Source organism: Pectobacterium punjabense (genome assembly GCF_012427845.1).
Lineage (GTDB): Bacteria > Pseudomonadota > Gammaproteobacteria > Enterobacterales > Enterobacteriaceae > Pectobacterium > Pectobacterium punjabense.
Window position 1 is genome coordinate 4,132,068 of record NZ_CP038498.1, and the last position, 22,536, is coordinate 4,154,603.

Annotated in this window: 18 protein-coding genes and 1 tRNA gene; 4 read left to right on the forward strand and 15 right to left on the reverse strand. The window is 48.4% G+C overall.

Annotated elements, in window-relative coordinates:
* Window positions 1–55: 55 nt before the first annotated feature.
* Window positions 56–1,705: a DUF4153 domain-containing protein gene (locus tag E2566_RS18710; RefSeq protein ID WP_107170077.1), complete on the reverse strand. Its 1,650-nt coding sequence runs from the start codon at window positions 1,703–1,705 to the stop codon at window positions 56–58.
* A 214-nt stretch (window positions 1,706–1,919) separates the two neighbouring features.
* Between E2566_RS18710 and E2566_RS18715 the strand changes: the two genes are divergently transcribed.
* Window positions 1,920–4,952 (forward strand): autotransporter domain-containing protein, encoded by a 3,033-nt coding sequence (locus E2566_RS18715; RefSeq protein ID WP_107170076.1) that lies wholly within the window; start codon window positions 1,920–1,922, stop codon window positions 4,950–4,952.
* Window positions 4,953–5,562: 610 nt separating this feature from the next.
* Window positions 5,563–6,372 carry a hypothetical protein gene (locus E2566_RS18720; RefSeq protein WP_107170075.1) on the forward strand — a complete coding sequence of 270 codons (810 nt, stop codon included), beginning with the start codon at window positions 5,563–5,565 and terminating at the stop codon, window positions 6,370–6,372.
* 164 nt (window positions 6,373–6,536) lie between these two features.
* Here the strand turns inward: E2566_RS18720 and E2566_RS18725 are convergent, their stop codons facing one another.
* The 9 genes from E2566_RS18725 to E2566_RS18765 all read right to left on the reverse strand — a co-directional run bounded on the left by E2566_RS18725 (window position 6,537) and on the right by E2566_RS18765 (window position 14,905).
* Window positions 6,537–7,802 carry an efflux RND transporter periplasmic adaptor subunit gene (locus E2566_RS18725; RefSeq protein WP_107170074.1) on the reverse strand — a complete coding sequence of 422 codons (1,266 nt, stop codon included), beginning with the start codon at window positions 7,800–7,802 and terminating at the stop codon, window positions 6,537–6,539.
* Window positions 7,795–9,261, reverse strand: coding sequence for a TolC family protein (locus E2566_RS18730; RefSeq protein WP_107170073.1), 1,467 nt, complete (start codon window positions 9,259–9,261; stop codon window positions 7,795–7,797). The genes E2566_RS18725 and E2566_RS18730 overlap by 8 nt, the downstream gene beginning before the upstream one ends.
* Window positions 9,254–10,501, reverse strand: coding sequence for an ABC transporter permease (locus E2566_RS18735; RefSeq protein WP_107170072.1), 1,248 nt, complete (start codon window positions 10,499–10,501; stop codon window positions 9,254–9,256). The genes E2566_RS18730 and E2566_RS18735 overlap by 8 nt, the downstream gene beginning before the upstream one ends.
* A complete protein-coding gene (locus E2566_RS18740) occupies window positions 10,494–11,195 on the reverse strand; it encodes an ABC transporter ATP-binding protein (RefSeq protein WP_107170071.1) in 702 nt (233 codons plus the stop codon). The genes E2566_RS18735 and E2566_RS18740 overlap by 8 nt, the downstream gene beginning before the upstream one ends.
* Window positions 11,196–11,476: 281 nt before the next feature.
* The gene (locus E2566_RS18745; protein ID WP_133169872.1) at window positions 11,477–11,995 is read right to left on the reverse strand and encodes a hypothetical protein; all 519 of its coding nucleotides are present in this window, start codon (window positions 11,993–11,995) and stop codon (window positions 11,477–11,479) included.
* A 139-nt stretch (window positions 11,996–12,134) separates the two neighbouring features.
* Entirely contained in the window at window positions 12,135–12,593 is a 459-nt protein-coding gene (locus E2566_RS18750) for a flagellar protein FlhE (RefSeq protein ID WP_107170069.1), read from the reverse strand.
* Window positions 12,594–13,272: 679 nt separating this feature from the next.
* Entirely contained in the window at window positions 13,273–14,007 is a 735-nt protein-coding gene (locus E2566_RS18755) for a hypothetical protein (protein ID WP_107168427.1), read from the reverse strand.
* Window positions 14,008–14,204: 197 nt separating this feature from the next.
* Window positions 14,205–14,672, reverse strand: coding sequence for a hypothetical protein (locus E2566_RS18760; RefSeq protein WP_107168426.1), 468 nt, complete (start codon window positions 14,670–14,672; stop codon window positions 14,205–14,207).
* Entirely contained in the window at window positions 14,669–14,905 is a 237-nt protein-coding gene (locus E2566_RS18765) for a hypothetical protein (protein ID WP_133169850.1), read from the reverse strand. Before E2566_RS18765 ends, E2566_RS18760 begins: the two co-directional genes overlap by 4 nt.
* Before the next feature lie 516 nt (window positions 14,906–15,421).
* On the opposite strand from E2566_RS18765, the gene E2566_RS18770 reads away from it, so the two are divergent.
* Entirely contained in the window at window positions 15,422–15,895 is a 474-nt protein-coding gene (locus E2566_RS18770; RefSeq protein WP_107168424.1) for a hypothetical protein, read from the forward strand.
* An 87-nt stretch (window positions 15,896–15,982) separates the two neighbouring features.
* On the forward strand, window positions 15,983–16,852 hold the full coding sequence (locus E2566_RS18775; RefSeq protein ID WP_107168423.1) for a hypothetical protein: 870 nt from the start codon (window positions 15,983–15,985) through the stop codon (window positions 16,850–16,852).
* A gap of 304 nt (window positions 16,853–17,156) precedes the next feature.
* Here E2566_RS18775 and E2566_RS18780 read toward each other — a convergent pair.
* The 5 genes from E2566_RS18780 to E2566_RS18800 form a co-directional block, all read right to left on the reverse strand.
* Window positions 17,157–17,232, reverse strand: a tRNA-Gly gene (locus E2566_RS18780).
* A 305-nt stretch (window positions 17,233–17,537) separates the two neighbouring features.
* On the reverse strand, window positions 17,538–17,939 hold the full coding sequence (locus E2566_RS18785) for a hypothetical protein (RefSeq protein WP_107168422.1): 402 nt from the start codon (window positions 17,937–17,939) through the stop codon (window positions 17,538–17,540).
* Window positions 17,940–18,372: 433 nt separating this feature from the next.
* Window positions 18,373–19,299, reverse strand: coding sequence for a D-2-hydroxyacid dehydrogenase (locus tag E2566_RS18790; protein ID WP_107168421.1), 927 nt, complete (start codon window positions 19,297–19,299; stop codon window positions 18,373–18,375).
* 61 nt (window positions 19,300–19,360) lie between these two features.
* The gene (locus E2566_RS18795) at window positions 19,361–21,073 is read right to left on the reverse strand and encodes a DUF6138 family protein (protein ID WP_107168420.1); all 1,713 of its coding nucleotides are present in this window, start codon (window positions 21,071–21,073) and stop codon (window positions 19,361–19,363) included.
* A gap of 369 nt (window positions 21,074–21,442) precedes the next feature.
* Window positions 21,443–22,492, reverse strand: coding sequence for an NAD(P)-dependent alcohol dehydrogenase (locus tag E2566_RS18800; RefSeq protein ID WP_107168419.1), 1,050 nt, complete (start codon window positions 22,490–22,492; stop codon window positions 21,443–21,445).
* Window positions 22,493–22,536: the final 44 nt, after the last annotated feature.

Genomic DNA, 22,536 nt, shown 5'->3' on the forward strand with positions numbered 1-22,536 from the left:
CCAATTCGTTGTCTTTATTGAATCAATAAGTAATACCTAACTAACGCGACTAAAATCAGGGATAGGTGATCTCCATATTCTGACCCCCAATCCTGATCGTCTTAAAGCGTGGGGCAACCGCTTCGACCTTGCCGTCTTTCACCTGCGCGACCAGTTGTTCCGTGCCAATCGCACCATACAGGCTGGCTGCAATCTGCCACTGTCCCTTTTCATCACGAACAAGGATCTTCCCACCATTCGCCCAGCCTACTCTGGGAAAAATGAGCACTTCGTTGTGACCATCACCAGTCAAATCAATCGCAAAGAGCAGGCAAGCCATTTCCCTACACTGATTACCAAGATTATCGCCCCGTAACATGCTTTCGACCCCGTCTTCCAACGGGCCTACCCACTCGACCTGAACAGGAAGCACTTTTGCGGGACGCCCCTGCAACCGATCGCGCAGCACCTGACGCCCTGCTGCATCAAGAATTTGGTCTTGCTCCAACGCTTCCGCCAGCCAGTTAAACTGCTCCCTGCCTGCGGTTCCTAGCTCATCACGCAGCGCCCACAAATCAAACTTATCAATCGGCGTTTTCCCGCTCAGCAAGCGCTGAACCTGATTTCTCGCACTAAAGGCTTCTGGGCTCAGCAGCGGTGTATGCAGCAATACCATCAGTACGCAGGTCACAGCCGCGAGCAGCGAATTGCTCGTGCGTAAATGACCTAACCAGACTCCAGAGCGTCGGATAACAGCCCATAGCATGGCCAGACTGTAAAGCATGGCGATCGCTACGACAAAGAGTGACTGAAAACGGAAAGGAGTCAGGCCGTATTGTTCGATGCGCAGCCAGCTGGAGTAACCCGCCAGTGCGCTCAACACTGGCAGACACAGCACGCTGGCGCTAACCAGCCCGCGTAAAACTGCCGGATAAACACGCCCTTCGCTATCATCTTGAGATGCGCAGTTAATCAAAAAGAGGTTCACGCCCATCAGACATAGAAGAATGAGGGTGGAACGACCAGTATTCCATATCGGTTCCAAACCACTAAAAGGCAGCGTCAAGGTGAAAATCACCGTGATCAACGCACTAAACGGCAGCAGAAAACGACACGCCGATAGCAAAATCCCCCGCAGTAGTCCAACTACCGCTTCTTTGGTCATTCCGATGTACATGCCAATAGAAAACACGACCGGCAAGAACAGCATATAGAACCGATAATGACCGAATACTTTATTAACCTGCGAGAAACCCAACATGTTGAACAACATGCCGCACAACACGAGTAGCAGCACGACCACCAGAACAACTAGCCACGCTAACAGCACGGTAAAAATATGGCTCCAGGCGTGTTTGCAGAGCGCGTCATAGGATGGCCATCTTCCTTCACGGGTTGACCAGCAGCGAATAAAAGTACAGCAGATATAACCGAGGAGGATGCCGCACAACACCCAAGAACCAGACAGACGCTCTCGCCCACTGTCATAGAAAACCCAACCGCTAATCGCCGTCATCAGCACAGTCAGCACGCTGACCCATAGCCACGTTTTTTTCAAAAAAAGCGTACGTTCCAGCCATTGCAGGCTAATCCCGCCAACCGTCGCCATCGTTATCAACAACGTCTGAACGATGCCTTCTTTCATCTCCAGCGCAGTGACAAATAGAAGCCCCTGAAGCAGGCCAATAGCCAAATAAAACCTTAACGATGGAGAACGGGCAAACATGGCAAATCCTTTTATCGATACGAATCAATGAACGACCTACTGTAGCATCGAACGCGTGTAACTTGAGTGAATAGTGTCTCTTCGACTGTTTACCGCACCCACCTCTACCCTCCCATTTTTAATGTTCATACCAACGTCACCGTTTAGTCATTTGCCATCGTTACACTGCCGCCCGGAATTTCATAACGCATAGAAAAATAAAGGAATAATATAAATGGCATCCCCAACGAAAGCACTTTTGGCTACGGCAATAGCCTCATTAATACCGTTTAGCATCGCTGCCGCGGAAGGAGAACCTGCCTCTGCCATTGATGTTCTATCAGGGTTTAATAAATTCTGGACTGCGGGCACAGCCTGGAATAACGGCATACCCACTACACTTGGCGAGATTGTACTGCGACAGAATATCCAAACGGTGATTGATATCGCCCGTTCGCGCACTCAGGCACAAGAAATATCAGCTTTTGAATTCGATGCTCAAGATGCCAATTACGCCGTCATCGCTGGTCTTGGCCCGCTAGCCAGCATCTTGAAAACGGAAACTGGCGCTTTCACAACGGTCGACGGTATTCCAGACCGCGCATACAGTAGCCGAGTCAGCGACGGTGGCAACGGACTTGGGTCTGCCACCAGCGGGCTAGGCAAGGTCGTCGAACTCGTCAACGCCGTGCGTTACCCAGCCTCCACCACGCCAGCCAAAAACAACTACAACTATCCGCGTCCCTTCCGCCAAACGCTGGGCGGAGAAGATCTAAGCTGGGTACTGCAACGCTCTCTCGTTGCCCGCGTGCCGGCAACGGGAAATGGTGATGGCGGTTTTCCTAGCGGACATACCAACGCAGGCTATCTCTCCGCTTTCGGTCTCGCGTACGCGGTTCCGCAGCAATATTCCGATCTGATCCTACGGGCTGGCGAGATTGGCTACAGCCGCGTCGTGACGGGTATTCACTCACCACTGGATGTGATAGGCGGGCGAATGCACGCGACCTATTACGCGATTCAAGACCTCATCGCCAATCCAACGTTACGTGCAGAAGCCTACGATCAGGCACAAGCATTCTTCGCAGGACAATGCGGAGGCACCATCACCACGTGCTACACCAGCGGCAGGAGTGCCGAGGCAGCCTACGCTCAGTATCAGATCGATAAAGCCCTATACGCGAAATACACATTTGAAAACGCCTTCACGCCTATCGGTGACACCCGTGCCGCCGCGATTGTTCCGCAAAACGCCGAAGTGCTGATCGAAACACGCTACCCCTACCTCACCGCAGCCCAACAGCGCGACATTCTGGCGACAACATCGAATGCCTCAGGCGGCGTGATGGATAACGGCATGGGTTACGATCGTTTGAACCTCTTCAAGGCAGCAAATGGCTACGGCGCGTTCAACAGCAATGTTGCGGTAGTGATGAACGCCACAAATGGGGGCTTATCTGCCGCCGATCTGTGGCTAAACGACATCACAGGCACAGGCTCCTTGACCAAATCAGGTAGCGGGCAGCTCACACTCGCAGGACGTAATAGCTGGAGTGGCGGTACAAGCGTATCAGACGGGACGCTGATTGGTACTAATGGTCGCGCTTTCGGCACTGGTGCTATCGTCAACAACGCAACGTTGGCTTTCGACATCAACACCGACGACACGCTCGCGAATGACATTTCAGGTAACGGGATACTGCGCAAAGACGGTATAGCTAAGCTGAACTATACAGGCAATGGATCGTCCTTTACTGGAACCACACAGGTGACAAACGGCAGATTGGCAATTAACGGTTCACTGGGCGGTTCAATCGTTGTGGCCGATGGTGCGACCGTTTCAGGCAGCGGTACGATAGGCAGTATGACTGTCGCCAGTGGCAGTACGCTGGCTCCCGGTAACTCGATTGGCACACTAAGAGTGAACGGCGATCTAACGTTAACCAATGGGGCTATTTATGAAGTTGAAGTCGATCCAGAGACGACCGAAAGCGATCTGATTGCGGTGACAGGCACGGCCACGCTGGGTGATGCTTCAGTGCTGCACGTCGGCCAGAATGGGGATTATCGTATTGCTTCAACCTATACCATTCTGACCGCAGACAAGGGGATCTCCGGTACCTTCGGTGCGGTAACGAGCCGCTATGCTTTCCTCGATGCCAATCTGGGTTACACCGCTAATGCGGTGACGATGCAACTCGCACGTAACGACATCACATTTGCGTCAGTCGCTACCACGGCCAATCAATCAGCCGCCGCCAATGCAGTAGAGTCCTTAGCGACAGGCAATGCCGTTTATAACGCAGTAGCGATGCTCGACCGAGGCGCACCACAGAACGCCTTTGACGCGTTATCGGGTGAAGGCTATGCCTCGCTGGCTGGTGCCATGACACGCGGTGCATTGACGGTCAGCGATACGGTTACAGAACACGCCCGTACCACGCATGATGATAACGTCTGGCTCAATGTTTATGGCGGTCGCCATGATGCGAACGGCGCTAACGGCACGGCCGATACTGACTATCGCAGCAACGGTTTTCTGCTCGGCATTGACGGTGCGCTGTCCGACAACATGACGCTTGGCATTTTCGCTGGAGCAGACAAGGGAGATGTTGACGTAAATGGGCGTCATTTCTCCGCAGATGTCGACAATTACCAGTTAGGGGCTTATGCCAATTATACGTATAACCGGTTGGGATTGACCTTCGGTACAGTCGGAAGCTGGGGCGATATCGCGGCACAGCGTGACGTCACCGTCGGTTCCCTGAATGAGAAGTTGTCAGCAGATCTGGATGCCCGCACTCTCCAGGTATTTGGTGAAGCACGTATGAAATTTGATGCTAACGTGGTTACGGTAGAACCTTTCGCCAGATTAGCGCACGTCGCCAGTAAAATGGACAGCTTCAGCGAGGCTGGCGGTGCTGCCGCATTAGGCGGCGAAGCGCTCAAAATGGATACCACCTTTTCTACCCTCGGCGTCCGTCTGGAACGCAGCTTCGGCACGCAAGCACGCGCATGGACAGTGAATGGCAGCGTCGGCTGGAGACATGCTTTTGGCGACATCGATCCTACGGCACGCCTGCACTTCATTGGGGCTGATAACTATAACGTGATGGGAACGCCACTGGCTGAAAATAGCGTACGTGTTGAAGCGGGCATCGGCAAAAAGCTAACCGACAATGCGAACCTGTCATTATCCTATGGCGGCCAATTCGGTGGCGGCGTTACCGATAATGCCGCTCACCTGAAACTAAATGTTCGTTTCTAAAATACAATGACGACGTAAGGCGATGGAAAAGCGTTTACCGCTTTACGTCGTCTTACCATCGCCACCTCACTGTCGTTTATTGATTTAAAAAAAGGTAGACGAACCGATTACGTTAAAGCTCAATTCATACAGAATAGTCGCCTCTCATTATGAACAATAAATACGAATGAAACGATATTAAAAAATAATCACTGGAATTAAATAATAACAAGGTAATGAAAATAGCAGATTTAATATATCGACATGAATCACAAATCCACTTCAACATAACCATAAGTAATTAAAGTTATTTACATAACTTGCCGATTATAAAAAATCACCATAGGGTAGTTTTCTGAGTTTTATGGCTACAGCACACAGATGTTGTATTCCGCCCTCTGGTATTACGGTCTGGGGAATAAAATCCCACAATGGACACAAAGCACAACACCAAGCAACGGTGCTAGATGCGATCTGCGGGTCACCTATGCCAATCTCTTTACTCATGATTCAAACGTTGAAATCACAATGAGATAAAATATCTCAATATGATAATCATATAAAAATACACGATAAGTCACTGTAAAGTGGCCTATCTTTCAGATATCACCTGTTACCTGGAAAATTGACGATGATTAATCTAAATAACCTTCCCACCGCTAAAAACATTGATGTTAGAGACTCGGTGAAAACCCACTCATCTGCGCCAGCAGACAACACATCAAATAACAAATCATCGTCTGTGCTATCAACTGAATCAACAATAAAAGATAAAAGCAGCGTATCGTCACTGGCACGTCAGTTGAGTGCTGCCGCAGCACGCGCAGAAGCAAGGGATGCCAGTCATAGTCGTAGCGAACTGGCATCGTATGCACAGTCCGTTATTCAGGGGTTGGCTGGCGTCAGTTACATAAACAGCCACAAAACACATGCTGAAGAATTACCCGCCACTGACGATCCGGAATTACTTGCTCGTGCCAAACAGGCTAATTATTTCTCCAATAATTTCACTAATGGTCGCAGTACGAATCCGTTTAAAGGGTTATCTCGCGATCAGCTCGCGCTCATTATTTATGACGATAGCAATACTTTTACCATCAACGAGCGCAGATCGGCATTACATGAATCAAATGAACAGGAGAGCGCCTGGAGCTTCTGGGTAGTGGAGAAAAGCAAACAAGAATGGAACGCGGGGGAGTTTAAACAGACAGAATTTTTCAAGCTCGTTCTAAAACACTATGAAGATTTACCGCGAATCGAACAGGTACAGGCTCCCGCCAACTACGAATCTCGGCTCAACCATCTGATAGCGATGGATTACAACTTTGTAACCGGTGAACCAGGAAAAAATGCGAATCCGCTGAACAGTCTGTTCGATTTGCTTTTACCGCGCAATGTCCAGATAGGAAGTAATATCACCACTACGGGCAAGGTTGAATAAGAAAACATAAACCCCACAACCATCTATTTTCGAGGGGGTGTTCAGGGAGAAACCAATGGCAAGCGTGTGATAATTTCCTGAACACCCACTTCCGACTTAAAAAATAGCAACCGCCGTACTCACAATTACCATCTCTGGTGCCATCCACACGCTTACGTTGATAATTAAGGGAGCAGCACTTCACCCGCTTCCAGGCCAGAGATTTCTATGCCCTGCGCCACGGTTTTCCCCAGCGTTACGTTGATTTTCTTTGGTGATGCATCAGCAGTCGGGCGATAAATGACATAGGTATCGCCACGCTCATCGGTATGCACGGCCTGTGCAGGCACAGCGATGCCTTGATCATTACGATAGACAATAATAGCCAGACGTGCGCTCATCCCCAGTCGAATATTTTGCTTTAAGTCTGCCAACGGCGTATCAAGCGACACCACCACATCATAGTAAGCACCGCTACCTGATATATCAGCAGCATCGGCCTGCATATCAATCGAGGCAATCTTGCCTGCCAGCGTCTGCCCGGCAAAGCCATCCCCGGTCACGTTAACTGCCATTCCCTCTTGCAGCTGATGCAGGTCCGTTTCTTCTACCCGGGTTGCCACCTGAAAACGGTCCTGAGCAATAACACCAAACAGCGGCGTCCCCTGACTGACGAGTAAGCCAGATTGGATGACCACAGGTTTGCCGGTATCAGGCATAGCCGGGCGCACCACAAAACCGCTGAACGGTGCCTTGACGTTCTGCCGTGCAACCTGTGTCGCCAACGCCTGATAGCGAACCTGTGCATTGGTCAGTTCCATCTCCGCAATCTTACGATCCTCCCCGTTCGCACGTGCTAACACCGTTCGATACTCCTCTTGCGCCGCGATAACATCCTGCTCCTGAGTACGAATCTGCTGCTTTAACGTATCCACTTCCATTCGCGCAACAATGCCACGCTCGAACAGCGCCTGTGTATCCCGAAGGTTGGCCTGCGTGTTGCTAAACGTTGACTGGGCTGAATTTACCGCACGCCGTGCCCGCGATACCTCAGCGCTTTGCTCCCACTGCTTGAGTGACTGCACCTCACGCTGTGCTTTGAGCAGTTCAGCCTGCGCCTGACGGAGCTGAATCTCAATTTGTCCGGGGTCCAGTACCAGCAATGTTTGCCCTTGCTCGACGCGTTGCCCCTCACGCGTCAGTACCTCACGGATAACGCCTTCAAAAGGGGCTGCTAGCGTTGTCTGCGTCGCGGCCTGAATTCGTCCCACCAGCCCTAATTGATTTTCCAGTCGCTGAGGCTGAATGGGTAGCCATTGCCCCTGAGGAACGCTTTCCTGCTCACCCGTACGTCCAGCCAATAGCCACATAAACACACCAAGCGCCACAATCAGCGACACGACAATGTAGTGACGCCGACGCAGTCGAGATAGAAAGCGATGTCTAATCATTAAGTGCAATATCCCAGCTTTGTAATGTAGTACCCAGCGTCTCATCCAGTTCAGCCTGCGCATTAAGGTAGCTAATGAGCGCATTGAGACGGGCGTTTTCCGCGTTGCGTAAATCGTTCTCGAAGCTCAGAACCTGAAAGTTACTGGAACGCCCAACCGTGAGCTTTTCTCGCTCAATGTCCAGCTTACGGCGCGACAGATCTCGTGCACGTTGAGAAATCTCGAACTGCCGCCAGCGCGTCCCGATATCACGCACCGCATTGGCAACATCACGTTCAAGCTGCTGCCTAACTTCATCCAACTGGATGTGCCGATTACGCACATTGACCCGCGCTTGAACCTCAGCCTGACGAGTACTCAGATCGCCAATCGGGATCTCCACCTGAACACCAACATAATTTTCCCAGGTACGTGACGTGCTATTCTGTGCTGCACGGTCACGCACCTGACTCGCGCCGCCGACTAGCGAGACATCCCACAGGCGATCATTACGCGCAACCGCCAGACTGAGCGCAGCCTGCTCGTTAGCGATAATCTGTGCCAGATAAGCAGGTCGAGAGGCTTCGGCCTGTTTCAACGCCTGCGCAGCGTTGACATCAACGCGCTGTGCCTGCATGGATTCTGTTGCCACAATCAGCGTATTTAAATCCAACGCCAGAAGTTGCAGCAGCGCAAGCCGCGCGGTATCCAGTTGGTTTCTAGCTTCCTCATACGCCAATTCCTGCGTGGCAACTTCAGCTTCGGTTTGCACAATTTCAAACTCGGCCATACGCCCTGCGGCAATCATCGCACGGTTGACGTCAACCAGTTGGCGCGCACGCGCCAGAACATCACGAGCAATTTGCAGTTGCTCCTGTGAGCGCAGAAGTTCCCGATAGGCAGCGATAATCTGCGTAATAGTCTGCGAGACCGTAGATTTCAGCGTCAGACGATTGAGTTGTTCAGTCAGCCGCGCAATATTAACGGGCGCAGTAGTGACATCTTTACCTGCTCCACGAAGTAAAGGCTGAATCACCGTGATGTTGGCACCATCGTTACGCGATAACCCTGCGTTATCAGCCTGCGTGTGGCGGTAGGTCCAGCCTAGGCTGAAGCGGGTGCCATAAGGCGTGAGCAGTGTCGATGTTGGCGTCAGGTTGCCCTGTCGATAACGATCGCTTTGATTGCGATTGGAAAGATAGCTACCCGTCAGCGACAATTTGGGAGTAAAACGATCCTCCGCGACACGCAGATCAAATTTCTGCGAGATGCGATCCAGATAGGCGCTGCGGATCGCGCGATTGTCACGCAAACCAAGATAAATGGCATCGCTTAGCGTGAGATCAATAGTTTGCGCATTTAGCGATACGCTCACGGTCGCCAGCCCTTGCCGCGTCGCCTGAGAAGGATTCAAAGCAGTTTCCGCATACCCTTCATGAGCAGAAAATAAAACAAGTAAACATAGGAGAGATTTACGCATCGCGTAGCGCCTGCACAGGTTCAAGCCGAGCCGCCGTCATCGCTGGATTAAGTCCAAAAAACAGGCCAATCGCCAATGAACTGCCAATACCGAGGGGAAGTGACAGTACCGAGAGTGAAAAAGCTGACCAATCGGAAAAAAAGACAAACAGCCACGCGGCCGCGACACCACACACCGCCCCGATAAGAGCTCCACAAGCGGATAGCACAACGGCCTCCAATAGAAACAGCCCTGCAATATCGCGCGGTCGTGCACCTAACGCCATACGCACCCCGATTTCACGGCGCCGTTCAGACACATTCATGACCATGACGTTCATCACCCCGACCCCACCGACCAGCAGGGAAATCCCTCCCAGCCCTGCTAGCAACCATGAAAACATCCGTGATTGCTGCGCCATCCCCTCCAGCAACTGCTGTGGGATTTGTACATCGATATCAACCTTCGGCATCAGAGACACCAAATAATCCTTTAGCTGCGAGCCCGTTTGTACCAGCGTGTCGCTGCTGCTATTACGTGCAATCACGCTGATGATTTGTGGTGTTGGCATGACACGACGCATACCAGAGATCGGCATCAGGATAGAGTCGTCAACTGAGACGGGAACCAAAGGGTTGTTCCCCTGCGGTTGAAGGATTCCTACGATCTCAAATAAGTATCCGCCTACCTGCACGCGTTCACCCAAGGCGGCGATGCCTCCCTGCGATGCCCATTGCCCCGCAACATTCGCACCCAACACAATGTAAGTACTTTGTGCATCGAAATCGCTCAGGTAGCGACCCTGTGCAAGCTTTAATCCTAAGACTTCCGACAATTCAGCCCTGCCCCCCACAACCATGCCGGTAAACGAACGGCCGCGCAATCGCACCTCAGTAGCAGTAATAATGAGAGCCGTTGCTGCTTTAATATCAGGCAAATTTTGTCGCAAAACGGGGATATCTAGATCCGCAGGCACCAAACCAATAGCGTGACTCCCCACCCTATTCTGTACGGCCGCGACCAGCAGGTCGCTGCCCATGCCTTTGAATACCCCCATGGCTTCAGCTTCCGCGTTGTGCCCGATGTTAAGCAACGCAACAACAGAACCACACCCCACCGCAATCCCAAGCAGGGCCAGAACAGCACGCCGCCCTAGAAGAATGAGACTGTTCAATGGCTCAAGCAGACGCTGTTGCAGCGAAGGACCATAGTGGGATTGTCGGGTCTGGCACGCTTGCGTTCGTAAACGACGGTCAGGCATGCTTCACCTCATGGATTCGGCCGTCCTGCACATGAATGCACCGAGCCATACGACAAGCTATACCTTCATCATGTGTCACCATCACTAACGTCGTCCCCTGTTCGCGGTTCAATGCCAGTAACAGCGTGATGATGTCATCAGCTGTTTGGCTATCAAGGTTGCCGGTTGGTTCATCTGCGAGAAGAAGCTCCGGCTCACCAACCAGTGCGCGTGCAATCGCTACCCGCTGACGTTGACCACCGGATAAATCAGCAGGGCGATGATGGGTTCGCTCAGCCAAACCAACGCGCGCCAGCTGTACTTGCGCGGCTTGCCGAGCAGCTTGCCGAGACATTCCACGATAGATCAAGGGGAGTGCGACGTTATCCAACGCGTCCAGACGCGGCAGCAAATTAAAACTTTGGAAGACGAAACCAATAACCTGATTGCGCATGATGGCGCGTTCATCGGCACTTGCTTTGGTCATATCTTGCCCAGCAAGCAGCAAACGCCCAGAAACGGGCTGATCGAGTAAACCGATGATATTGAGCAAGGTGCTTTTTCCAGAACCCGATGCACCAACAATAGCGCAGCTTTGTCCGGCAGGAATGGATAGATAAATATCATGCAATACCGATTGAGAAGAAGCACCGGTACTGTAGGTGTGTGAAATAGCTTGTAAACAGATCAGATCCGTTATTCTTGCATCAGACATCCTTGCCTCTTTGCCGATCCCCTAGAGCACCACATGAATCGGATTATCCTACTGTTTATGCTTTAGGAAAAGCCTTCAACATCATCATTTAGCTACCTCTCCGATTACTCCGTATTGCCGAGATATTTATTCTATATGCCTAAAATAATTTACGTTTTGAATAAAACGTTAGCGTTTTGAACAACACAAAGCGTTGGAGATACACATCAGTGTGCCACATGACGTAGCCAACGCACCTGCAATTTGAGGTATTACGGGTATAAAACGGGCAGAGAGATCAATTACATCTCTTGGTTCGGCCAATTGATCTTTCTTAGAAAATGCTCTGGCTGCTGGCTTATATGTGTCTGAATTTTTAAATAAATGTCTGAAGACAAAGACCCCTTCGCTCGTTCATTATTATATATACGCGTTGTTTCCGCTAATACAGCCTGATCCCACTCGGAAAATTTAGCAGCAGACTCAGGTGTTACTTGCTCACCAGTATAAGAATTAAATACATCAGGATAATGTTCGATGGAAACTAACTCTCCTGAATGACGAGGTGTTGCGTACAGGTCTCGAATATAAGAATCAACTTCATTCTGATCGACACGACTACGCAATTCTTGGTATTTGTTGACGACCGAATCAGGTAATGTAGCCTGCTGTTGTGCCTGAGACGACAGCGACACCTTAGTGCTAGATTTCGATTCAGTTGATTGATTAATTTCATGTTCATTATCGATAAATGGCTGATTTCGCTTTTCAGTACCCATTGTGGAAAGGATGCCTGATGTTAACTCAATTTTTGATAACACTTTTATACCTCCCAAAATCACGCTATTTTTATAGCAGTCTATGTTACAGAGACATTCAACTCTAGCGAGAAAAAAATATGCAAACATTCTATCGTTTAGCAATAAATGCTTGCATATCATGTTAACTTACGACTGCTTTTTATTGATTATTTTGCCAATTTACAGTTACCTGCGTTGATCCTGAACCATAGATAGACCCGATGGTTGAACGACTATTCACACGATAATACAAAAAGAATGGTGTCGTTGCAGATTGATCTCGAAACACCTCAGTAGAACCTGAGTTCATGTTCGATATATCAAAACAAGTAGAAGTATTACCTTGACATAAATAAACGATTAGCGTCCCTTTGCTTCCGACCTGAAGCTGTCCTAGCGCATAATTCCAGTAAACGCGAGTTACCTTAGCATTTGATGGTGGAAGAAAGCTGGATGATATTGGAAAGTTAAATTGATTCCAAAAATTTGCAGAATGAACATCCATACTTGCCATAGGTGCAGAAGTATAAGCACCACTAATAGCATGTGCAGAATTTGATAAGAAAAAAGAAGATAATGAAAGTAAAGCAATAGCTGAAGCAGCCTTGAATGTTTTCATAGCATTCCCTTACAATGAAAAAGAAATTTATTTATATCACATAAAAATTCATTGTCAAAAAAAAACATCCGGATAGAAAAAAACAATATATAAACTAACATTTAACACTTATAAAAAAACTTACCTAAAGTCGTTAAGGGTTTATCAATTAAACATTCAATGTAGTGACTATAACCTAAATAATTCGAGTTTCAGGAAGGCGGCAAGAGAAGGAATCCCGATGAGCTTACTCAGGTAAGTGATTCGGGTAAGTGAACGCAGCCAACGCACATGCAACTTGAAGTATGACGGGTATATATTTGTAATCTGAAGCATTTTAGCTCCATCAACAAAAAACGAAATAAACCAAAGCAAGCTAATTATTTTAAAATAATTTATTGCAAAACCATCACAGACCTATAACAATATCAAGGATTATAATTGCATTCGATATAATTAAATATCATTGTTTTCACCTCTTCCCTGCAGGCAATGTGCTCGACGAGGAACGGTATTTTCACCATGCTTTCGCTTATAAATTCTAACGCTAAAAATAATGGTTTTCACATTGTATATCAGCAACTCATTAGCTAAACATGGTGCGCCATAATGGCGTTAGGTAAAGCGAACAACTGCTGCTGTTGTGTTCGCCATATATAACGCTGATAGTCATGAAGGCTGAATGTGCTGTTGGCTAAGATCAACTCTCCGTCATACGATCCAGAAATACTTGCAAATCCTTTACGCTCTGAGGTAAGCCACCGCTTTCCGAAGCTTGAATCTGAGACAATAGCTGCGCATCGTATCCTTTGGGCAATTGTGCTTCTTCAATTGCTGGTAAGGATTTGTAATGCTTCAGAATCTCTGACAATGTACCAGAAGAGACTTGTCCAGTACGGTTATACTCCTCATCCATTTTGGCGATCGCGGCACGCTTCCACTGCTGCTCTTGATCATAAGACTCCAACCAAGCCGCACGTCTTTCATTGACGGTGAAATCACCACTTTCATCGTAGGTGATCAACGCTAACTGCTCGCGGGACATTCCCCTGAACGGATTTGCACCATCACCATTCACGAAGCTGGTCGCTTGTTTGGCCCGAGCTAATAAATCGGGGTCTTCTGTTTTAGGCACTTCAGCATCATGAGCGACTTTATTCATATCATAGCTCGCGCCTAACAGCTTCTCAGTGACCGATCTGGCGATCTCCCCTAAACCATCACGATCGGTTCCTGCATCTCGGGCGGCAGCCCGAACAGCAGCGTCGCTTAACTGACGAGCGAGTGCGGATACCTGCGTGCTCTCATTGTTCGTCGCTGTTGCATTATTCTCTTGAACCGATGCTACAGCCTTTGCATCAACAGCGCTTTTTCCAACCGTATTGGCCGGTATATAGCGGCTGGATACAGCATCAAGTGAATTTATTTTTTCCATAATCTGCCCCTATTTAAAAGCAGCGATGCAATGACATTGAACATACCGCGGTGCTATACCAGCAAAGCTGAGCGAGTCAAAAAAGGGACGTCAATGATGCATGACGTCCCCATGACATACATAACAATAGCGCTAGCGATGCGTTTTATACAAAAACGCGACCTCTCGCCTATCAGCAAAAATACATCGCCTGCTGATTATTTCATTGTGAATTCAACATTCCACGCATATGTGGATAAACTCTGCGAAGTAATCGTTGCAGTACAGACAGCCCCACCGCTTCCCTCAGCTGATTTATTCCATTTTGGAGCCTTTTTAGGGCCGCCAGGATTAAAAAGGCCACCAGGAATGATGGTATTGACGAAGGTAGTACCGAATACGCACGTTTTACTGCCCATGGTATAACGAACAATTGCTGCATTAGCATCAGGGCTGATGACATTCTGAACCCGATAAATATCAGATTCCTTCGCAGGAACAGTCGTAGCGGGTTTGGGGCTGGCGCTGGCATTAGTACTGACTTCATTGTTAGTAATAACTTTGTATGTCGCGGTTTCGTTGCCCAAATTTTTGAAAGTCACAGTCACTGGAGGCCCAGCATAAGCCGCTCCAGCAGCAAACATAGAAGTCACAATACTAGCCAGAAGCACCTTTTTAAAAGTCATCGCACTTTTCTCCATGTGTTAATGTTTTTTTGCTTATCTGACGGAACATCCGCCCAGCTCAGATGCGGCACAGAACTTGAATCTGCGCCACAAATCCATTCCAGTGGCGACGTAATATTACTCCCCCCACCATAATTCCAGAGGATCGCTAAAAAAATAACGTTAACCTTTGTGAAATTTAACGGCAAAGGTGAAAAAAACTTTAATTTATTTCCATATAAACTCGTCGACATCACAAAGTCCTTGCGGGAATAAAAACCAACAACAAATAAAAAACCCACCAAGAAAAACAATGATCACAATAATAATTACCGTGATCATATTATTAACCAACAACGCCAACTCAAAAATCACAGTCGAATTAAAGACGTGTATGATACATGTTATGTAAAAATCGGAACCGTTATAGAAAAACAACATTCGACACACTTTAACGTTCATCGGTTAGATTTATTTTTTATAAACATTAAATTTTACTTTTCTTATTCCGTTAATAATGGATAGTGACTGAGGAATTCGTATAGGGCACCCAACCTCGCGGTAATACACTGGCTGGAAGGAAATCGTCATATAGGAACCGTTAACAAAGCACCGGATCTGCTGACACAATGGTTGGACGTTTATTGCCCCATAACAAGGCTGTCAAGAGACTGACATCCTGATATCGATAGCAAAAAATACCACCATGATGCCTGATGCAGAAAAGCGCTGTAATGCGTAAAAAAACGTAAGAATACCCAGGAGAAATCATGAAGAAGGAATTCGTTTCTTTGTCCCTACTAATTGCTGCTAGTGTAGCAGCGTTCCCTTTGATGGCCGCCACTGGCAGTATCAGTGAAACACCACTATCAGCACAAATAAGATTTGTTTATTCCGATGGCTCAAGTACCCCTGCGTTGAACCAGTTTTATGCGAGTGCAACAAAGTTTCCCTCTGGAACATTGAGCAAAACTAAGAAGCTGACCCAGGTAAATTATAGCGTAGCGTCCTACCCCACTGCATATACTGAAAGTGTCGACATATGTTATTATCAACCTTATCAGACATCACCGACAAAATGTATTATTGTCCCTAAAGGTACATCAGGAACAACCTCTCAATTCAATGAATTACGTTTTGACCACGGTGTACGCATTCAAATTCAGCACAAACTTACGGGAAAACCCGGAGAGAATCTACACCCATTACAAAAAGAGAGTATTACCTGGGAATATACTTATTAGCCTAATTAATTATTCACATCGTTCTAATTGACGGTGGCGATATATGTCTAGCTTCCTTTAAAAAACAGGCAAGGGGAAATTTCCATTATGATTATCAATACATCCACAGCAGCATACGCTCAGATGAAAAATATATCAGGCGACGACCAAAACACAGTTCGCCCCTTGTCTGCACAGGTAAATAGCACGCAGGATGAGATATTATCGACCAGGCAGGCCCAAATAAGTGGTAAAGGGCTGATGATGTCTCGCTTGTTTGGTGGTACAGATACTATCCCATCAGTGCAGACACAATTAACCGAAGCTACGATGCAGATGTCCTCTGTTAACTTTCTCACCAATGAGGACCGCAGTATGTTGTCCGAGTTGTACGCTCAGACTCAACAACAAGGAACAGACTTGGGGTATGTGGACGCTCTGGCAAGAGATCTGGGTGACTATCGTATGTTTGGGGGCGTAAGTGCCAACGTCAATAGCGGAGGAATGTATGATACCAGTGGGCGCATGCAGACCTTTAAATTTACCGAAACGGATACTGCAACAGCTGCACGCATACTAACCGGTGATGGAATCGCTAAAACATCACTGGATTCGGGATTTCTACGCTATGCACTCGATCCTGGCTTTTCGTTCGATCATCGAACAAATTTTGAATTCCTGGAAGAGGTTGTGAACACTTTCGGTCAAGGGACGGTAAATGAAGGTCAGCCTTTCTCCAGTAAATTCTCTGTCTATACACCGTCTGGAAATCAAAACTTCATTGTTGAAACCTCCAGCGAGATTACATTGCATTCTGAGGAACCAGATTTTCGAAATGTCGATGGGGTATTCTTCGTCACCGAAACCGGGTTAAAGAATGGATTTAGCCTTATCGATGGAAATCCAGTACAGGGACTTCCAATGATGCTGCTGGATCTTCTTAAGACAGGTAACACTCTCTGGAATAGTATGAAATAACTATATTCGATGCTAATTTCTGAACAACATGCCAAGAACTCAACTAAGCTAGCGTTAATCTGTGGCTACGCCGATGTTCTTAACCGTAGGAAAATCGGTGTGTGAAAGAGTCTTAGGGGTATCAATATTTAACAAGGATGAATAATCGGCGGTACAGAGATAAGAACCTAATATCAGTGCATTGGAAGGTATTGGAAGGTATTGGAAGGTATTGGAAGGTATTGGAAGGTATTGGAAGGTATTGGAAGGTATTGGAAGGTATTGGAAGGTATTGGAAGGTATTGGAAAAAACGATGAAAAAATTTGGAGCGGGAAACGAGACTCGAACTCGCGACCCCGACCTTGGCAAGGTCGTGCTCTACCAACTGAGCTATTCCCGCATAGAATCGGATTTACTATCTTCTGCTTTCAGCAAAATCTATCGAAATCAGAACGTATAAAATCCTGTCAAACTGTATGTAACCTAATGAATTTAATCATTATTTATTAAATCATCAGTTCAACGGCCAGCATTATGTACCAATCAACTTAACGTGGCAAGTCCTTTTCACTAAAAAACATCTCCGCGCGATTTCAGCCAGCAGTAAGCTGTGGAAGCTCTGAACCCGCTTCCACAGACCAACCACTCAGGCATCTGCGGTTTTTCATTACACCGTTTAACGCCTCGGGAACCTTATATTATTAATTATATTTGGTTATACCAGTTGCTATCCCAGTTCCGTTGGTGGATCGCCACAGCAGTACCATCACGAGGGGCGGAACGTGCGAGATGCCTTGTTAGGATATCAACCCCCATATCGATGGTTTCACCGTAATTATCTCGGCTAAGCGTTTTTTGGGTGTTGAAGCCCTTATGCGCATTAAACACCTCAATCTGAGCATCCGCCAAATCATTCGCCAAAGCGACTAATTCATCAGAGCCATTCAACGCTTTTTCCAAACGATCAATTTGTTCGCTATCCAAGCCTTCCGCCTGCGTCACAAAAAGCGTTCCATCTTTATTCACACTAAACCCGAAAAATGCCCCCTTCAAGTCAGGGTGATCTTCAGCAAGCTGATCCAAGAAAGACGCATAAGTTTGATCCATTTGCTTCGTTAGCGGAGAAAGGTTACTCCAAGCATCATCTATCTTCTTATGCTAATTACGTCTTCGGGTGTATGCGCAATGAGCCCCCAAACGATTATCCCCGTCATACTTCAAGTTGCATGTGCGTTGGCCGCGTTACTGAAACTCGAATTATTTAGGCTATATAAGAGCCATCGTGATTTCGGTTGGATTGATCCACCAGGCACCGAATATAGGCCTGAACTGCGATGTGTTATCTGGCTATTCGCTTATCCTGGGAGCAGCTAAAATAGGGGGATTTACCCCGACCGCAGAGTTAAGAACGGACTAAATTAGGGCGATATTATTCCGCCCTGCTATAGTCTTAACGGTTATTTTTCAGAATTCTTTACAATAGTTTTTATATGAAATTATTATTTTAAATATTAATTTATGGCGGTAATTAATTTAGTAATCAATACTCGCGACTAAAATCCACCTCTCCGCGCAGTACATCATCAGCATGAAAACGAGCAAGATTATCCAGAAATAATCGCCCCATCAGCCCCGGCACCATCGGCCCAGCAATATGTGCCGTCAATGTTATATTCGGCGTATTCCAGAACGGATGACTGTCCGGTAGCGGCTCTTGTCTGAATACATCCAGCACCGCACCTGCAATTTGCGCATCACGTAGCGCGGCCCGTAGGTCATCATCGACTACCGCACTACCGCGCCCGACATTAATAAACAGCGCAGAAGGCTTCATGGCGGCAAACAGACGGGCATCATAGATATCGGTGGTTGCCGACGTATCGGGAAGGAGGTTGATGACATAATCGGCCTCCGGTATCGCGACAGGTAGCTCTGCCAAATTCATGATCCGTTTAAAATCAGGCCGCTGTCTTGGCGTACTGACGATGCCATATAGCTCAACACCAAAAGGCCGTAGAAAACTTGCGACTTCACAGCCAATCTCTCCCGCACCAACGATCAGCACGTTTTTATCCGCCAGCGATCCCGGCAGGCGGTGATCCCATCGCCGCTCTTCCTGACTGATTTGCCGCTCCCCCAGACGAAGCTCATGCCTGAGCATATAGGCAATCACATATTCTGCTATCGGCTGCCCAAATACCCCAACGGCACGGCTTAAACGGTAATCACGCGGTAACCCATCGGCCAACAGCGGCTTGAATCCTGCCCAGGTAGACTGTAGCCATTTCGGTTTGGCTCCCTGAGCAAGCAATGCCGCTGCGGTGTCTGGTTCTCCCAACCAAATCGGACAGCTCGCGGCCTGCTCTGCCGTACCGTTTGACAGCATCAGCTCAAGTTCCGGTGCCCCATGATTTAAAACAGGGCCGATTTCATCAGCACGCGAGTCCAGCAGCAGAATAGCGGTCATCAATACGCTCCGTCATAGGGTGAGGCACATCTGTTCTCACCCAGCGTTATCATTATTACGTTTAGGATTCGGCCGAAGCCTGAATAAGCGACGTCAATAACGCGCCGCGCTTCGCTTCCGATTTTTTCACCAGTGCGGCGAGCTTCTTGGCATTGCCCCAGATGAGATACAAAATATGTTCTATCACCGCAGGTTCTCGCCTCCGCACTTCTTCGACCAACTGTTCAAACAAGGCATCATTTTCTAACGCAGGCAGCATGTTCAACTTGAGGCTTTCCGTCGCATGGCTCAGACAGGCGACCAGTGTCGCCACATTCTGTGTCGTCACGCTATGCTTATCGAAAAATGCACGGATGAAGCCATCGTGTACCGATTGGTGCTCGTCATCCACGCTTTCCATATAATCTTTTACGAGTGGGAAATATCCTGCATCGGTCAGCCCCAGCCCAAATACCGCATAGCTTCCCGGCATACTGCACTTCTCGCCTTCCGAATCGGCGTACCATTCAAATTTCTCAATCGCAGCACGAGCATAATCCTCAAGAAGCGGATAGGTCGATGCATACTGCAACGCGTTAGCAAAAAAGCGATGGGTATCCGATTTTGCCACGCCTTTGACGGGAAGGTACTGTCGCGTCGACGATTTCAGAACAATCTTGTAACTCTTTGGAAAACCAAGCGTCAGTAAACGCGTAATGAAAAGCAGCGCCTGTTCATACGCTTCGGCGCTTTCCTGACGAACATGCACCGTGATGGTAGAAAACACATCATTCGCTACACATTCCACCCATTCATTCTTCAGGTTGATCTGCTCTTGCTCAAACGTGCCGCTTCCCTCTTCCATCATGATAACCGCACGCAAGTAGCCCAATTGCTTTGCGATATCCAGATATTCCAGCGCCTGGGATTTACTGTAGGAAGGTTCATAACGCAGAATCATGACTGCCGCATAGAGCACTAACTCAACGGGGTGAAGCGTGTGTGAATCCTGTACCTCCAATGCGATACCTGACTTGAGGGTATAGATATCCGGTTCGAAAAAATATTCAGGCTGGGACACGTCGCAATAGCGCAACAAAAACTGCTGATCGACCCATTCTTTTAACGCACTGACGATTCTGCGCCGATGCTCCGACAATTCCGCGTGCCCTGTATTTCGTTGCTGAATACGCTCAAACTGAGTCATGATCCAGTGGATATCCTGCGAGGGAAAGAGCTGTACATCAAGCAGGTGGCGAGCCAGAAAGAAAGTTTCTAGCGTCTCAGTCGGCGTATTGCCATGGGTAAGATGCTGCTCGATATAGGTATGAATAGACTCAAGTAGCTGCTGTTTTTTCACCTCGTTGGTGAACGTAAATAGCGTAACCAGCAGGCGACCTTCGATTGCCGGGAGAACAGCACGGAAACAGAATCGGTAGTCAATCACCGCAGTATCTGCGAGTTTCTCAACCCGCAGGGCAATAGCCTGAGCCAGCGCAGGAACCACATCTTCCTCAATTTGCGCCACACTCAATTCCCCTTTTCGGCTACCGGGCGACAGCCCATCAGCATCACTTTTCGATTCAGAGGATATCGACGTCCGACCCGGCGCATAATCCAGTACCACATCGTTATAGATACCCGCTTGCAGCGTGGTTCGCGATACGATCTTATCAACACCGACCCTTTTCTCCAGCGCGTCAAACCATTCGCTGATGACCTGAAGCGATTCATCTCGCAAAGGCAGGTCGTGTTGTAGTGATGCTCCGGTTTCGTTTGAATTCTTATCCGTCATTTTTCTTTTTTCCTTTTTATCGCAGGTGAAACATAGCCAGAAAATAGTATTGATGCGTGTTTACCAACCACCAAAGGCAGCACGACGCATGCTATTTTTGCCTTCCTCGCTACGCCATAGCAGTGAAGTCTAGCGAAGAGAGCAGGAGGGCTAAACCAAGATAACCGTCTATTTAAAACGGCATTTTGGTTATGATAGCGGAGGAAAATCAACGTGTTGGTGTAACAATGGATAGTACCGCATCCGCACGTCTTTGGTGACAGGAAATGACGATGAGTTAGCTTTTCGGATGATGCAAAGAAGGCGCGAACGCCCACGCGGTGACAATCCCACGGCACCGAAAAACAGGTACGGTGGGACTCAGGCTAATCAGGCACTCAGCGTCGCATTATCAATGACGAAGCGGTATTTCACATCGCCTTTGAGCATCCGCTCGTAGGCCTCATTGATTTCATCAGCGCGGATCAGCTCAATATCTGACACAATCCCGTGTTCAGCGCAAAAATCCAACATCTCCTGCGTTTCAGGAATGCCACCAATCATCGATCCCGCCACCGTACGACGTTTCATGATCAGATTGAACACGTTAGGAGAAGGATGTGGTGACGCAGGCGCACCGACCAGCGTGAGCGCACCATCTCGCTTCAGCAGGACCAGAAACGCGTCCAAATCGTGCGGCGCGGCAACGGTGTTGAGAATTAAATCGAAGCTGCCTGCCTGCGCGGCCATTTCCTCAGCATTACGAGAAACCACAACCTCGTTTGCACCCAGCGCTTTTGCATCGTCGCGTTTAGATTCAGACGTAGTGAACGCAACAACATAGGCTCCCATTGCATGTGCCAGTTTGATCCCCATGTGACCAAGCCCGCCGATCCCCACAACGCCAACCTTCTTACCCGGCCCAGCATTCCAATGCCGCAGCGGTGAATAGGTGGTTATTCCTGCGCACAGCAGAGGGGCAACGGCAGCCAGCTCCGCCTCAGAATGACGAACACGTAGCACATAGCGCTCATGCACGACGATTTGCTGAGAGTAACCGCCAAGCGTCCATCCAGGTTCATCGGCTGTCGGGCCGTTATACGTGCCGACCATGCCATCACAGTAGTTCTCTAAACCCTCATCGCACTCTTCGCAGTGTCGACAACTGTCCACAATGCAGCCAATCCCGACCAGATCGCCAGCCTTAAAATCAGAAACATGCGCTCCTACCGCAGACACCCGCCCGACAATTTCATGGCCGGGAACGCAGGGAAACTGTGTTCCAGCCCATTCAGCACGCACCTGATGCAGGTCCGAATGGCAAATACCGCAGTACGCAATCTCAATTTGAACATCGTGAGCTCCTGGCGCACGTCGGACAATCTTCAACGGCTCAAGAGGTTTGTCGCCCGCATGGGCTCCATACGCGTGTACAAGCATGGCTATTTCCTTTTCTGTTGAGAAACCGATTATGTTGAGAAACA